12 protein-coding genes and 1 tRNA gene are annotated in these 14,642 nt (G+C 62.5%); 1 reads left to right on the top strand and 12 read right to left on the bottom strand.

The window, feature by feature from the left end:
* Positions 1–80 (top strand) — tRNA-Leu (locus tag ACTJKT_RS14610).
* Between the two features lie 175 nt (positions 81–255).
* On the opposite strand, the gene ACTJKT_RS14605 is transcribed toward ACTJKT_RS14610, so the two are convergent.
* From ACTJKT_RS14605 to ACTJKT_RS14550, 12 genes are all read right to left on the bottom strand, one after another.
* The gene (locus tag ACTJKT_RS14605) at positions 256–2,190 is read right to left on the bottom strand and encodes a methyl-accepting chemotaxis protein (RefSeq protein ID WP_440787578.1); all 1,935 of its coding nucleotides are present in this window, start codon (positions 2,188–2,190) and stop codon (positions 256–258) included.
* Positions 2,191–2,328: 138 nt separating this feature from the next.
* The gene (locus ACTJKT_RS14600; protein ID WP_009041907.1) at positions 2,329–3,621 is read right to left on the bottom strand and encodes an adenylosuccinate synthase; all 1,293 of its coding nucleotides are present in this window, start codon (positions 3,619–3,621) and stop codon (positions 2,329–2,331) included.
* Between the two features lie 54 nt (positions 3,622–3,675).
* Positions 3,676–4,863, bottom strand: coding sequence for an ATP phosphoribosyltransferase regulatory subunit (locus tag ACTJKT_RS14595; protein WP_210475605.1), 1,188 nt, complete (start codon positions 4,861–4,863; stop codon positions 3,676–3,678).
* A 315-nt stretch (positions 4,864–5,178) separates the two neighbouring features.
* A complete protein-coding gene (hflC, locus tag ACTJKT_RS14590) occupies positions 5,179–6,048 on the bottom strand; it encodes a protease modulator HflC (RefSeq protein ID WP_007921367.1) in 870 nt (289 codons plus the stop codon).
* On the bottom strand, positions 6,048–7,217 hold the full coding sequence (hflK, locus tag ACTJKT_RS14585; RefSeq protein WP_025808075.1) for an FtsH protease activity modulator HflK: 1,170 nt from the start codon (positions 7,215–7,217) through the stop codon (positions 6,048–6,050). Before hflK ends, hflC begins: the two co-directional genes overlap by 1 nt.
* Before the next feature lie 96 nt (positions 7,218–7,313).
* The gene (gene hflX, locus ACTJKT_RS14580) at positions 7,314–8,615 is read right to left on the bottom strand and encodes a ribosome rescue GTPase HflX (RefSeq protein WP_025808077.1); all 1,302 of its coding nucleotides are present in this window, start codon (positions 8,613–8,615) and stop codon (positions 7,314–7,316) included.
* Positions 8,616–8,627: 12 nt separating this feature from the next.
* Positions 8,628–8,888, bottom strand: coding sequence for an RNA chaperone Hfq (hfq, locus tag ACTJKT_RS14575; RefSeq protein WP_007921378.1), 261 nt, complete (start codon positions 8,886–8,888; stop codon positions 8,628–8,630).
* Between the two features lie 92 nt (positions 8,889–8,980).
* The gene (miaA, locus tag ACTJKT_RS14570) at positions 8,981–9,952 is read right to left on the bottom strand and encodes a tRNA (adenosine(37)-N6)-dimethylallyltransferase MiaA (protein WP_009046689.1); all 972 of its coding nucleotides are present in this window, start codon (positions 9,950–9,952) and stop codon (positions 8,981–8,983) included.
* Positions 9,952–11,862 (bottom strand): DNA mismatch repair endonuclease MutL, encoded by a 1,911-nt coding sequence (gene mutL / locus ACTJKT_RS14565; protein ID WP_440787577.1) that lies wholly within the window; start codon positions 11,860–11,862, stop codon positions 9,952–9,954. Before mutL ends, miaA begins: the two co-directional genes overlap by 1 nt.
* Entirely contained in the window at positions 11,859–13,286 is a 1,428-nt protein-coding gene (locus tag ACTJKT_RS14560; RefSeq protein ID WP_196762704.1) for an N-acetylmuramoyl-L-alanine amidase, read from the bottom strand. The genes mutL and ACTJKT_RS14560 overlap by 4 nt, the downstream gene beginning before the upstream one ends.
* A 3-nt stretch (positions 13,287–13,289) precedes the next feature.
* Positions 13,290–13,760, bottom strand: a complete 471-nt coding sequence (gene tsaE / locus ACTJKT_RS14555) for a tRNA (adenosine(37)-N6)-threonylcarbamoyltransferase complex ATPase subunit type 1 TsaE (RefSeq protein ID WP_097305813.1) — start codon at positions 13,758–13,760, stop codon at positions 13,290–13,292.
* On the bottom strand, positions 13,748–14,608 hold the full coding sequence (locus ACTJKT_RS14550; RefSeq protein WP_440787576.1) for an NAD(P)H-hydrate dehydratase: 861 nt from the start codon (positions 14,606–14,608) through the stop codon (positions 13,748–13,750). The genes tsaE and ACTJKT_RS14550 overlap by 13 nt, the downstream gene beginning before the upstream one ends.
* Positions 14,609–14,642: the final 34 nt, after the last annotated feature.

Below are 14,642 nucleotides of genomic sequence, written 5' to 3'. Positions count from 1 at the left end.
TGGTGAAATTGGTAGACACGCCAGCTTCAGGTGCTGGTGGCCGCAAGGCCGTGGAAGTTCGAGTCTTCTTCTGGGCACCATATTCAAGTTTCATAGCATAGCTGTGAAGCATCACAAAAACCCGCGAAAGCGGGTTTTTGCGTTTTCGGGGTTTGATACTCCTGGCCGCCACTCAGCCCGACCAAGCCAAACAGGCGCCGCTGAGTCCGTTATCGCGNAACCCTCTGTAGGAGCGAGCTTGCTCGCGATAGGCATTTATGCCCGGAACTGCCCCAGGCTAGCTTTCAGTTGCGCCGCCAGGCCATCCAACACCTTGCCGCTGGCCGTGGTCTCCACCACCGCCTGAGCCGCACGCTCGGCCTGGGCATGAATGGTTTCGACCCGACCGCGCACCGCTTGCGCGCCCCGAGCCTGATGGGCCGCCGCCTGGGTCGCCAGGCCAATCGCCGCGTGCACCTGCTCCACCGACGACTGCACCGACTGTTGCAACCGTGCACTGTCACGCAACACCAGCAGACCTTCGCTAGCCTGTCTTCCGGCCTGGCCGATCGCCGCCACCGCCTCGCGCGCGCCCTGCTGCAGAGCACCGATATGCGCTTGAATATCCCCAGTGGAGCTTTGCGTCTTGCTCGCCAATGCCCTGACTTCGTCGGCCACCACCGCAAAGCCGCGCCCGGTCTCCCCGGCCCGCGCCGCTTCGATGGCCGCATTCAAGGCCAGCAGGTTGGTCTGTTCGGCGATACCGTGAATCACCGTCAACACCACCTCGATCTGCTCGCTCTGCTGCGCCAGACGCTCGATGACCTTGGCCCCCGTGTCGACCTGCCCCGCCAGCGCCTCGATCAGGCCGCCCACCTGGGCCGAGGTCCGGGTGTTCTCGTCGGTCGCCTGGCGGATCTCCACCACCTGCTGCAAGGCCGCCTGCATCGCCTGGCTTTCCGCCTGGGCTTCATCAGCCATCTGCGACAGCGCCCGCAAGCTTTCCGCCACCTCGTCGCGCTGGGCCTCGGCCGCGGCATCCGCCCCGGCATTACGCAGGCTCATCGCACCGATTTCGACGCCGGTGCGCTGCGCCACATCGCCCGCCTCACGCACGATCGGCTGCAACTTGTCGACAAAGCGGTTGACCGCCGACGCCATGTCGCCAATCTCGTCATTGCTGTTGAGCTGGACCCGTTTGGTCAAGTCGCCCTCACCCGCCGCCAGATCGTTCAGCGCAGCAATCAGCAGATGCAGCTTGCTGACCACTCGGCGCCCCAGCACCACCGCCAGCAACAGCAAGACCCCGCAACCCACCAGCGCCAGGCCCATGCCGATGCGCCAGCGCAGGGTGGCCGCCGCATCCTGCACGGTACCGGCGGTATTGGCCTGCATGTCCGAAGCGGTGGTCTGCGCCGACTGCAGACGCGCACGCATGGCCGCAGAACTGTCCGCCGAAGCACCCTTGAGGCTATCGCCGACCAGTTGATCGCTGCTGGCGATCAAGGCCTCGAAACGCTTGTCCAATGCGACTACATCCGCCTCGACCGACGCCGTGGAAACCCCCATCAACACCTTGCCGATTTCCACGCCGTTAGGGCTGATGGAAGCCTCCAGGTAATAGACCGATGGATCGCTCTTGGCCGCGTCCAGCACCTTGTCCAGGGCACGGTCGCCCTTGCCCTTTTCCAGCAGCGCCTTGTTGATCGGGTTTTCCCGGTTCAGATAGCGGGTCAGGTGCTCGCCATTGGCGTCGTCATACACCACGAACAGCACGTTGGGATTGCGCTGGGCGCGCCGGGCGAACTCGGAGAGGGTCGGGACGTCGCTGTCCCACATCGCGCGCGGCGCCACCGAAGCGAGCAACTGGGCCATATCGTTGGCCGAATCCTTGAGATCCTTCTCCAGCGTCGCCCGCAATTGCGCCTGCTCTTCCTCCAGGCGCGAGGACAGCCCCGCGGTCAGCCGCTGCCGGGTACTGCTGGAAAGGCTTTCCAGGCTCGAGGTGACTTCGCGAGCCGCCTGCTCCAACTCGCCGGACAGCTTCTGGCTATCGACACCCAGGCGCGCGGCCAGGTCAGCCTCCAGCGCCGTCACCGTGCTCCGGGTAAGGGCGACGGCAACCAGCACCTGCACCAAAAGGGCGATACCAAGGGTAACGAACACGGGCCGCAACAAACGGCTTTGTAACAGTGAGAGAACGGCCGACACAGGAAATCCCTCTACTTCAACGCCATCAAACTGATAGCACTTTGGAAGGGGAAATCACAGCAAGGGTCGTGCCGCCTGGCAGGCAGAAACGACAAAGGCCCCTGAAGAGGGGCCTTTGTTTTTTACATCAACGACTTATCAAGCAAACGGGTGACGCAGAACGATGGTCTCGTTGCGGTCCGGGCCTGTCGAAATAATGTCGATCGGCGCACCGACCAGCTCTTCGATACGCTTGATGTAGGCACGGGCAGCGGCCGGCAGCTCTTCCAGGGTCTTGGCACCCAGGGTCGACTCGCTCCAGCCTGGCATCTGCTCGTACACCGGCTCCAGGCCGATGTAGCTGTCGGCGTCGGTTGGCGCGTCGATGACTGCACCATCCTGGTTCTTGTAGCCCACGCAGATGTTGATGGTTTCCAGGCCGTCCAGTACGTCCAGCTTGGTCAGGCACAGGCCCGAAATGCTGTTGACGTCGATGGCGCGACGCAGGATGACGGCGTCGAACCAGCCGCAACGACGGGCACGGCCGGTGGTTGCACCGAACTCATGGCCACGCTTGGCCAGGAAAGCGCCCACGTCGTCGAACAGTTCGGTCGGGAACGGACCCGAACCCACGCGAGTGGTGTAAGCCTTGGTGATGCCCAGGATGTAGTCCAGGTACATCGGGCCCACGCCCGAACCAGTGGCGATGCCGCCGGCAGTGGTGTTGGAGCTGGTGACGTACGGATAGGTACCGTGGTCGATGTCCAGCAGCGAACCCTGGGCGCCTTCGAACATGATGTCCTTGCCCGCGCGACGCAGCTGGTGCAGCTCGGCGGTCACGTCCAGCATCATCGGCTTGAGCAGCTCGGCGTATTCCATGCACTCGTCGAGGGTCTTCTGGAAGTCGATGGCCGGCTCTTTGTAGTAATTGACCAGTACGAAGTTGTGGTAGTCCAGCAACTCGCCCAGCTTCGCGGCGAAACGCTCGCGGTGGAACAGGTCGCCGATACGCAGGCCGCGACGAGCGACCTTGTCTTCGTAAGCCGGGCCGATGCCGCGACCGGTGGTACCGATCTTCTGCTCGCCACGGGCTTTTTCACGCGCCTGGTCCAGCGCTACGTGGTAGGACAGGATCAGCGGGCAGGATGGGCTGATACGCAGGCGCTCACGCACCGGTACGCCTTTCTCTTCCAGCTTGACGATCTCACGCAGCAAGGCGTCCGGCGCAACCACCACACCGTTGCCGATCAGGCACTGAACGCCTTCGCGCAGCACACCCGAAGGGATCAGGTGCAAGACGGTTTTTTCGCCGTCGATCACCAGGGTGTGGCCAGCGTTGTGACCACCTTGGTAGCGCACTACGGCGGCAGCATGTTCGGTCAGCAGATCAACGATCTTGCCTTTGCCCTCATCACCCCACTGGGTGCCCAGGACTACGACATTCTTACCCATAACACTTGTCCTCATTCGCGCAAACTTGGTGCCGGCAACGGCCGGCGGGAAAACTCAAGAAGCCAGCGGCAATACTTGCCAAAGCCCGTTCTGCTGAATCAATTGCCGGTCGCAGTCCGCTTCACGGGCGGCGGCCAATGGTTGTCCAGGCAAGGCCTGAACCACGCGCTGACCCTCACTGCGCAACTGGCAAACCTGCTGCCAGAGGGCTGCATCCGTACTGTCCGGCATCCAGATACCGCCAGACGGTAGCTCGATCTCAGCACGCCCCAGGGTCACCAGGGTTTTCAAATCGGTGGAGAAGCCGGTTGCCGGGCGGGCGCGACCGAAGTCGGCGCCGATATCGTCGTAACGACCGCCCTGGGCAATGGACTGGCCAACGCCCGGCACGAACACCGCGAACACCACACCGGTGTGGTAGTGGTAACCGCGCAGCTCGCCCAGGTCGAAGTACAGCGGCAATTCAGGGAAACGCACGGAAAGACGCTCGGCAATCGCCAGCAGGTCGTCCAGCGCCGCCAGCACCGGCGCCGGCGCATTGGCCAGGCGCTCGCGGGCCGCAACCAGCACTTCACGACCGCCGCACAGATCGACCAGCGCCCGCAGCATGCCGGACAGATCGGCCGGCAGGCCTTCGGTCAAGGTAATGACCTCGTCGATGGCCTTGCGTTGCAGGGCATCGAACAGTTGCTGCTCCACTTCGCCGGAGAGGCCGGCCGCACGGGCCAGGCCACGGTAGATACCGACATGCCCCAGATCCATGTGCACATCCGGCACATCGGCCAGTTGCAGCATCGCCAGCATCAGGCTGATGACTTCCACGTCGCTGCTCGGGCTCGCATCGCCGTACAACTCGGCGCCCAACTGGATCGGGCTGCGCGAGGACGACAAGGCACGCGGCTGCGCATGCAGCACACTACCGGCATAACACAGGCGGCTTGGGCCTTCGCGACGCAGGGTATGCGCATCGATGCGGGCCACCTGCGGCGTAATGTCGGCGCGGAACCCCATCTGCCGACCCGATTGCGGGTCGATGACCTTGAAGGTACGCAGGTCGAGGTCCTGGCCCGCGCCAGTCAGCAAGGATTCCAGGTACTCGATATGAGGGGTCACGACGAACTCGTAACCCCAGCTCTGGAACAGATCCAACACCTGACGACGCGCAACTTCAATGCGCGCCGCCTCAGGTGGCAGTACTTCTTCGATGCCATCTGGCAGCAGCCAGCGGTCTACCGTTGCCATTACGCCATTCCCCTGTGATCCAGGCGGCCAGCCTATGGGCGGGCCTTGAGTGAAGCAGAAAATGATCGGCCCATGCGCAAACCACGCGCATGGGCGACGAAGCGAAAAGCCTGAAACCGGCTTCGCCACTCACTTTCCTCGAAAAAACCTGTCGAGTCGTTCAACTCGCCGTCTTGCACCAACAACCACAATCAAACGTGCAGACGCAAAAAAGCCGGGAATTTCCCGGCTGCCGCATCATACACTCGTTTTCCCAAAGGATCACCCCGCCAGACACTTTAGCCGCCGGGCGGGGCGATTCAGGTCAACGTCGCATCAAGGCTTTGCCTTTTCCAGGTAACGGAAAAAGTCGCTGCTTGGGTCGAGGACCATGACGTCGGATTTGTTCGCGAAGCTTTCACGATAGGCACGCAGGCTACGGTAGAAACCGTAGAACTCCTGGTCCTGACCGTAGGCCTTGGAGTAGATGGCTGCGGCCTGGGCGTCGCCGTCACCGCGAATCTCTTCGGACTCACGATAGGCTTCAGCCAGCAGTACGCGGCGCTGACGATCGGCGTCGGCACGAATACCTTCAGCCAGCTCGTTACCCTTGGCGCGGTGTTCGCGAGCTTCACGCTCACGCTCGGTGCTCATACGCTCGAAGACGCTGCGGTTCACTTCCTTCGGCAAGTCGATGGTCTTGACCCGCACATCGACCACTTCGATGCCCAGCTCTTTCTCGGCCATCTTGTTGAGCGAAGCCGTAATATCCGCCATCAGCGCATCACGCTCACCGGACACCACTTCGTGCAGGGTGCGCTTACCGAACTGGTCACGCAGGCCCGACTCCAGACGACGGGAAAGACGCTCGTCGGCGATCTGCTTGAGACCGGAAGTCGCAGTGTAGAAACGCTCCGCATCCTTCACGCGCCACTTGGCATAGGCATCGACCATCACGGCTTTCTTTTCCAGCGTCAGGAAACGCTGGGTCGGTGCGTCCAGGGTCATCAGGCGAGCGTCGAACTTACGCACCTGGTTCACATAGGGCACTTTCACATGCAGGCCCGGCTGAACGTCAGCCTGGACCACACGACCGAACTGCAGCAACACCGCGCGCTCGGTCTGAGCCACGATGTAGAAGCAGTTCCAGGCAGCGATCGCCACGACGACGCCGACGATAAGGGCGATCAGCGATTTATTGCTCATCAGCGACTCTCCCTGGTACGCGCTTGCTGTTGCTGCAGATCAGCTGCCGCACGCGCATTCGCTTCGTTGCTGCTGGCTGCTGCGCCGGTCACCGGAGCACTGGTGCTGCGGCCACTCTCGACCATCTTGTCCAGCGGCAGGTACAGCAGATTGCTCTGGCCGTTCTTGTTGCCGGTCACGAGAACCTTGCTGGTATTGCTGAAGACTTCCTGCATGGTGTCCAGGTACAGACGCTCACGAGTGACCTCAGGTGCCTTGCGGTACTCGGCCACCAGTTTGGTGAAGCGATCGGCCTCACCCTTGGCGCGGGAAACCACTTCGCCACGGTAACCGTTGGCATCCTCGATGATGCGCTGGGCCTGACCACGGGCTTCCGGCACGACGCCGTTGGCATAGGTTTCAGCCTGGTTGCGCGAACGCTGCTCGTCTTCACGGGCGCGGATCACGTCATCGAAGGCTTCCTGCACTTCACGCGGTGCCGCTGCGCTCTGTACGTTCACCTGGGTAACGGTGATACCGGTGCGATAGGTATCGAGGAAACGTTGCAGACGCTCCTTGATCTCGCTGGCCATCAATTCACGACCTTCGGTCAGCACCTGGTCCATCGCGGTGGAACCCACTACGTGGCGCAGGGCACTGTCGGTGGCGTGCTGCAGGCTGATTTCCGGCTGATCGACGTTCAGCACGAAGTCCTGCAGGTTGCTGATCTTGTACTGCACGGTCAGCGGCACTTCGACGATGTTTTCGTCTTCAGTCAGCATTTGACCCTGCTTGGTGTAGGCACGCTCACGCGTGACGTTTTCCATGTACTTGCGATCGATCGGCGGGAAGTAGATGTTCAGGCCCGGGCCGACGGTTTCGTAGTACTTGCCGAAGCGCAGCACCACAGCCTGCTCCTGCTCGTCCACGACATACACCGCGCTGTACAGCCACACGGCCGCCAGCACGGCCAGACCGATACCGAGCAAGCCGAGACCGCCGCCCTTACCGGAACTGCCACCATCGTCACCACGTTTCTTACCACCACCGAACAACCCATTCAGGCTTTCCTGCAGCTTGCGGAAGGCCTCGTCGAGATCCGGTGGCCCCTTGCGGTCGCCATTGTTGCGGCGCTTACCACCCCAAGGATCCTGATTATTCGAGTTGCCACCCGGCTCATTCCAAGCCATAGCGCTCTCCATCTGATAAAGCAAAGACGCACCCACGGCGCGCCGACCAATGCTACAGAATGCCTGCTACAGCGGCACAACCGCTTTCTCAGGCTTTTATTGCAAAGTGTGTTGCTCGATGAACTCCAGCGGCTGCATGCCTTCGCGGCTTACCAGTCGATTCAACTCGACTCGTGGCAAGCGGACAGCCAGCAGGCTGACGCCTTCCTCGTCGTGATCTTCTTTCTGCACTGCGCCCAACTCGAAGAACTGCGCTCGCAGTCGAGCAAAACGCTGCGGCAAGCGCAAGGTGCCGACAAACAAATCCTCGCCCAGCAGCTCGGCAATGGCCTGCTTGAGCAGGTCCAGCCCCTGCCCCTCACGAGCCGACAACCAGACCCGCTGCGGCTTGCCATCGGCATCGCGCTGGATCTGCGGGTCTACCCCCTCGAGCAAATCGAGTTTGTTATAGACCTCCAGTATCGGCAAGTCCTGGGCCCCGATCTCGCCGAGCACCACCATGACCTGTTCGATCTGGGCCATGCGCTCGGGCTCATGGGCATCGATCACATGCAACAGCAGGTCGGAGTTGCTCGACTCTTCGAGCGTAGCCCGAAACGCCTCGACCAGTTTGTGCGGCAGGTGACGAATGAACCCCACGGTGTCAGCCAGCACGATCGGCCCCAGATCGTCCAGCTCGAGCCGGCGCAGGGTCGGATCGAGGGTGGCGAACAGTTGGTCGGCCGCGAATACATCGGACTCGGTCACGGAGTTGAACAAGGTGGACTTGCCGGCGTTGGTGTAGCCCACCAGCGAGACCGAGGGAATATCGGCACGCTTGCGCCCGCGACGAGCCTGCTCGCGCTGGCTGCGAACCTTCTCCAGCCTGGCCTTGATCTGCCGCAGGCGAATCCGCAGAAGTCGCCGGTCGGTCTCGAGCTGGGTTTCACCCGGGCCACGCAGCCCGATACCGCCTTTCTGCCGCTCAAGGTGAGTCCAGCCACGAACCAGACGCGTACTCATATACTCAAGCTGGGCCAGTTCTACCTGGAGCTTGCCTTCGTGAGTGCGGGCGCGCTGGGCGAAAATGTCGAGAATCAGACCCGTGCGGTCAATCACGCGACACTCGAAAATGCGTTCGAGGTTACGTTCCTGACTGGGTGTGAGGATGTGATTGAAAATCACCAGGTCGACCTGTTCGGCTTTGACCAGGTCGCGTAATTCTTCGACCTTGCCGCTGCCAACCAGGTACTTGGCGGTTGGCCGATGACGCGGCACGTTAACAAACGCGACGGTCTCGGCGCCGGCCGATATTGCCAACTCCTGAAACTCCTGCGGATCTTCGCGCGCCTCAGGGTCCTGACCATCCAAGTGAACGAGAATTGCACGTTCACCACCACCGTGGCGCTCAAAGAACAAAGGAGACTCCTATCAGGCGTTACCTGGCTCAGCGTCACCCTGTTCGGATTCGGATGCGCTAGGCAGGCGAATTGGACGAACCGGAACCACTGTCGAGATAGCGTGCTTGTAAACCATTTGGCTGACGGTGTTTTTCAGCAGGATGACGAACTGGTCGAAAGACTCGATCGTACCTTGCAGCTTGATCCCGTTGACCAGATAGATGGAAACCCCAACTTTCTCTTTACGTAAAGTATTCAAGTAAGGGTCTTGTAGCGAATGCCCTTTTGACATGTGCCGCACTCCTTTAAGGATCAATAATAAAAATCGGAAAACAGATGGCTAAAACCGCCCCACCCCCAAGGATAGACGGCAATTGCAAGGACTCAGCTCAATATGGAGACCGTTCCCAGGTATTTCAAGGCGCGTGGCAGATTGTCGCAATCCAGGCTGTCCAGCCAGTGTAAATCAGCCCAGCTGCGTAACCAGGTGAACTGGCGCTTCGCCAATTGGCGCGTGGCAATGATGCCGCGCTCCTGCATCTCGGCGAATGTCAGCTTGCCATCCAGATGATCCCAGACCTGTCGGTAGCCTACAGCACGTATAGACGGCAACCCGGCATGCAGGTCACTTCTAGAACGCAGAGCTACGACCTCGTCGACGAATCCCTGTTCCAACATAATTGTGAATCTTTGTGCAATACGCTCATGCAGTACCTGACGGTTTGCCGGGGCAATGGCCAAGTTCGCGACAGTATAGGGCAATTGTCCCCGTCCCGAAGCGGCTGCTTCAGTACTTTGCGCAGATTGTCGCAGTCTGTGGGCGGTCATGCTCAGGCCGCTGACCCGATAGACTTCCAGCGCCCGGGTCAGGCGCTGCGGATCATTGGGATGAATCCGCGCCGCCGATTCGGGGTCGATTGCCGCCAGTTGGTCGTGCAGGGCCTGCCAGCCAAGGCGCGCAGCTTCTTCTTCCAGCTCGGCGCGAACCTGTGGGTCGGCCGGCGGCATGTCTGCCAGGCCTTCGAGCAAAGCCTTGTAATAGAGCATCGTGCCGCCCACCAGCAGCGGAATCTTGCCGCGCGCGGTGATATCGGCCATCGCCGCCAGCGCATCGGTACGGAAATCCGCCGCCGAATAACTCTCGGCCGGGTCGAGGATATCGATCAGGCGGTGCGGAAATTCGGCCAGGATTTCCTTGGACGGCTTGGCGGTGCCTATGTCCATGCCGCGGTAGACCAGCGCCGAATCGACGCTGATCAGTTCGCAAGGCAAAACCTTGGTGAGTTCGATGGCCAGGTCGGTCTTGCCAGCGGCAGTCGGGCCCATCAGGAAGATCGCTGGAGGAAGCTGGCTCATCAACGACCGCGCAAGAAGAGTTTGTCCAGATCGTCCAGGCCCAGCTGGGTCCAGGTCGGTCGGCCATGGTTGCATTGACCGCTGCGCTCGGTGTTTTCCATGTCGCGCAACAAGCCGTTCATTTCCGGCAGGGCCAGCCGGCGATTGGCCCGGATCGCGCCATGGCAGGCCATGGTACCCAGCAGCTCGTTGAGGTGCGCCTGGATACGGTCGCTGGTGCCGTACTCCATCAGGTCGGCCAGAACGTCATGCACCAGGCGGTTGGCTTCCGCCTGCTTGAGCAAGGCCGGAATCTGCCGGATCGCCAGCGACTCCGGACCCAGGCGCTGCAATTCGAAGCCCAGGCGCTGGAACCAGCTGACGTGCTCTTCGGCACAATCCGCTTCGCGCTGGCTGACAGCGATCGACTCCGGCACCAGCAGCGGTTGGCCACTCAGGCCTTCGCTGGCCATCGCCACCTTCAGGCGCTCGTACATGATCCGCTCGTGGGCCGCGTGCATGTCCACCAGCACCAGGCCCTGGGCGTTTTCCGCGAGGATATAGATGCCTTTGAGCTGCGCCAGCGCATAACCCAGCGGCGGGATATCGCCCTGAGCATCCGGAAAAGGCGTTGCCCCGGACTCAGGCAAGGGCGCGAAGAACTCGCGATAGGCGCTTTGCGCCTCGGCCACAGGCAGCACTGGCTGCGGACGCGGCGTGTACTGGTACTGATAACCCGCGCCCGAGCCAGTCCCCGGCGGATTGAAGGCCGGTTGGGCCTGCGGCTGCTCCAGCGACATATTCGCCGCCAGGCGCATTTCGCCCTGAGGGCCGAACTCGCCGGCCTCGATCCCGCTCGGCCGCACTATGCCGGCAACCGCGGCCGGCGCCGCCAGATGGTCTTCCGGCCGGACATCACCGAGGGCGCGGTGCAGGGTGCCATACAGGAAGTCGTGGACCATGCGCCCGTCACGGAAGCGCACTTCGTGTTTGGTCGGGTGCACGTTGACATCGACCACCGCCGGGTCGACTTCGAAGAACAGCACAAAGGTCGGATGCCGACCGTTGAACAGCACGTCGCGGTAAGCCTGGCGCACCGCATGGGCCACCAGTTTGTCGCGCACCGCGCGGCCATTGACGTAGAAATACTGCAGGTCCGCCTGGCTGCGGGAAAAGGTCGGTAAGCCTACCCAGCCCCAGAGATGCAGGCCGTTACGCTCGACTTCGATCGGCAGTGCCTGCTCGAGAAAGCCCGAACCGCACACCGCCGCTACCCGCCGCGCGCGCGCCACATCGTCATTGGCTTCATGCAGGCTGAGGACGCTTTTACCGTTGTGGCGCAGGTGAAAAGCCACATCGAAACGCGCCAGGGCCAGGCGCTTGATCACTTCCTGCAGATGATCGAACTCGGTTTTCTCAGCCTTGAGAAACTTGCGCCGGGCCGGGGTGTTGAAGAACAGGTCACGGACTTCCACCGAGGTGCCGACCGGGTGCGCCGCCGGCTGCACGCGCGGCGCCATGTCGCGACCTTCGGTTTCCACCTGCCAGGCCTGATCGGCCTCGCGGGTGCGGGAGGTCAGGGTCAAGCGGGCGACCGAGCTGATGGACGCCAGTGCCTCACCACGAAAGCCCAGGCTCATGACCTGTTCCAGGTCCTCGAGGTTACGGATCTTGCTGGTGGCGTGGCGCGCCAGGGCCAGCGGCAGATCGTCCGCGGAAATCCCGCTGCCGTCGTCACGCACCCGCAGCAGTTTGACACCCGCTTGCTCGACGTCCACATCGATGCGCTTGGCGCCGGAGTCCAGGCTGTTCTCCAGCAACTCCTTGATCACCGAGGCCGGACGCTCGACCACCTCGCCGGCGGCAATCTGGTTCGCCAGTCGTGGGCTGAGCAGCTCGATGCGGGCGCTGCTGATCACTGCGTCATTCATTCCTTGGCCGCCAGTTCTGTACCCGGGATGGTGAGGGTCTGACCGATTTTCAGCTCATCGCTGCTCAGGTTGTTGGCGCTGCGCAGGGTGGCGGCGGAAACCTGATAACGCACGGCGATCATCGCCAGGGTTTCCCCCGGGCTCACGCGGTGGTCGCGAGGCCCCTGGGCAATCTTCCCGGAATCACGCAGCCAGGCGATGTAGGTGCCCGGCGGTGGGTTCTGCTGGAAGAACTGCCGCACGCCGCTGCTGATGGAACGCGCCAATGCCTGCTGGTGGCTGACGGTGGCCAGCTTGGAGGCTTCGTTGGCATTGGAGATAAAGCCGGTTTCCACCAGGATCGACGGGATGTCCGGAGACTTGAGCACCATGAACCCGGCCTGTTCGACGCGCTGCTTGTGCAGCGGGGTGACCCGGCCGATGTTGCTGAGCACTTTCTGGCCGACGTTGAGGCTGGAAGTCAGCGAGGCGGTCATGGACAGGTCCAGCAATACGCCGGCAAGCATCCGGTCCTTGTCATCGAGGCTGACGTTGCCGGCCCCGCCAATCAAGTCGGAACGGTTTTCGCTGTCCGCCAGCCAACGGGCCGTCTCGGAGGTGGCGCCGCGGTCGGAGAGCGCGAACACCGAGGCCCCGAAGGCCGCGCGGGACGGTGCCGCGTCGGCGTGGATCGAGACGAACAGGTCTGCGCCTTTCTTGCGGGCGATCTCGGTACGACCGCGCAACGGGATGAAGTAGTCGCCGGTACGGGTCAGCTCGGCGCGGAAGCCCTTGAGGCCGTTGATCTGGCGCTGCAACTCGCGGGCGATGGCCAGTACCACGTCTTTCTCATGCTGGCCGCGAGAGCCGGAGGCACCCGGGTCCTCGCCACCGTGACCGGCATCGATGACCACGACGATATCGCGCTTGCCGGCCGGGGCCGGTGGCAGCTTGATCTCAGGCTTGGTCGGCGTTACCGGGACCGCCGGCACGGTCGCGACATTCGGCGCCGGTGGCGGCGTCGGCGCTGCATCCGCCGGGTTGTCGAACAGGTCGACCACCAGGCGATTGCCGTATTGGGCATTGGGCGTCAGGGTAAAACTCTTGGGGGTGACGGCCTTTTTCAGGTCGACGACCACCCGCAGGTCGGTGGGCGTGCGCTGGGCCGAACGCATGGCGGTAATCGGCGTATTCGCCGTGGAGACATTCAGTGGCCCGCCGAGGGTCGCACCGTTGATATCGATCACCAGACGATCAGGGGCCGTCAGGGTGAAGACGCTGTGCTGGACCGGACCGGACAGGTCGAATACCAGTCGAGTGTTATCCGGTGCCCGCCACAGGCGAACGCTGCGGACCTGTGTAGCGGCCAGAGCGTCGACGGCCAATGCCGTAAGCAACAGTCCTACGACAGCAACCAACGCGCGAATGCGCATACCTAACCCCATCAATTATTTGAATTCCAACGCCAAAGCGGCACACCAGGCCTCGCCACGCGAGCCTTGCGACAACAAATGCAGGGAACGCCCGCTGTTATGCGGGCTAATGGTAATGGTCAGGTCCGGCTTTGGCAAAAAGCCCGCACCACGCTGGGGCCACTCGATCAGACACAGCGCATCACCCTCCAGGTAATCGCGGATGCCGAGAAACTCCAGCTCCTCAGGATCGACCAGGCGATAAAGATCGAAGTGAAAGGCCCGCACATCGCCGATCTCGTAGGGCTCGACCAGGGTAAAGGTCGGGCTTTTCACCGCGCCGGCATGTCCCAGGCCACGGATGAGGCCCCGGGACAAGGTGGTTTTCCCCGCCCCCAGATCGCCTTCCAGAAAGATCACGCCCAGCCCTTGAGTGATCTGCGCCAGGCGCGCGCCAAAGGCGATCATGGCGTCTTCGTCTGCCAGATACAGGGTTATTTCAGACACGGTGCTTGCTCCTCCAGCAACTGACGAATGGCCGGAATCAGATCGCTGGCCGCCAGCCCCCGGCCCAATTTACCTTGATGCTCGCCCGCGACGGCATGCAGCCAAACCGCCAGGCAAGCGCTATCGAACGCCGGCATCCCCTGGGCCAGCAGCGCCCCGACCAGACCGGCCAGCACATCCCCCAGCCCCGCCGTGGCCATGGCCGGATGCCCCCGATCGCAGCGGGCCAGACGGCCATCAGGGCTAGCGACCAGACTTCCGGCGCCCTTCAGGATGGCAACAGCGGTGAATTTTTTGCTCAACGCTTGAGCGGCGGCCGGACGATCCGCCTGTACGTCGGCAGTGGAGATTCCCAACAGACGTGCGGCCTCCCCCGGATGCGGGGTGATCACGCTGTTCAGCGGCAAGGTCAAACCGCCCTTGGCCAGCAGATTGAGCGCATCGGCATCCCACACCTGGGGCCGTGGCGCATTGGCGGCGGCAGACAACAGGCTGCGCCCCCAGGCCGCCTGCCCCAGCCCGGGTCCGGCCACTATGATCGAGGCTTGCTCCAGCAAGCCCATCAACTGGTTGGCCGAGTCCGTGCCCAGTGCCATGACCTCCGGCACCCGTGCCAGAGCGGCCGCAACGTGCTCGCTGCGCGTCGCCAGAGACACCATCCCGGCACCGCTGCGCAAGGCGCTCTCGGCAGCAAGCAGGGCCGCGCCGCCAAAACCGCGATCGCCGCCGATCAGCAACAGGTGCCCGAACTGGCCTTTATGGGCGTTTGGCGAACGGGCAGCCAACCGCGGCAACATGCCGGGCGTCAGCAGCTGAATGTCGGGTAAAGGGTGTTTTGTCTGCGGCATGCGTCTTCGGGCTCCGATGTCTGGCAGAATTATA

The sequence above is a fragment of the Pseudomonas sp. 22526 genome (genome assembly GCF_052044735.1).
GTDB classification, from domain to species: Bacteria; Pseudomonadota; Gammaproteobacteria; order Pseudomonadales; family Pseudomonadaceae; genus Aquipseudomonas; species Aquipseudomonas piscium.
This window is presented reverse-complemented; position numbering and strand designations above follow the sequence as displayed.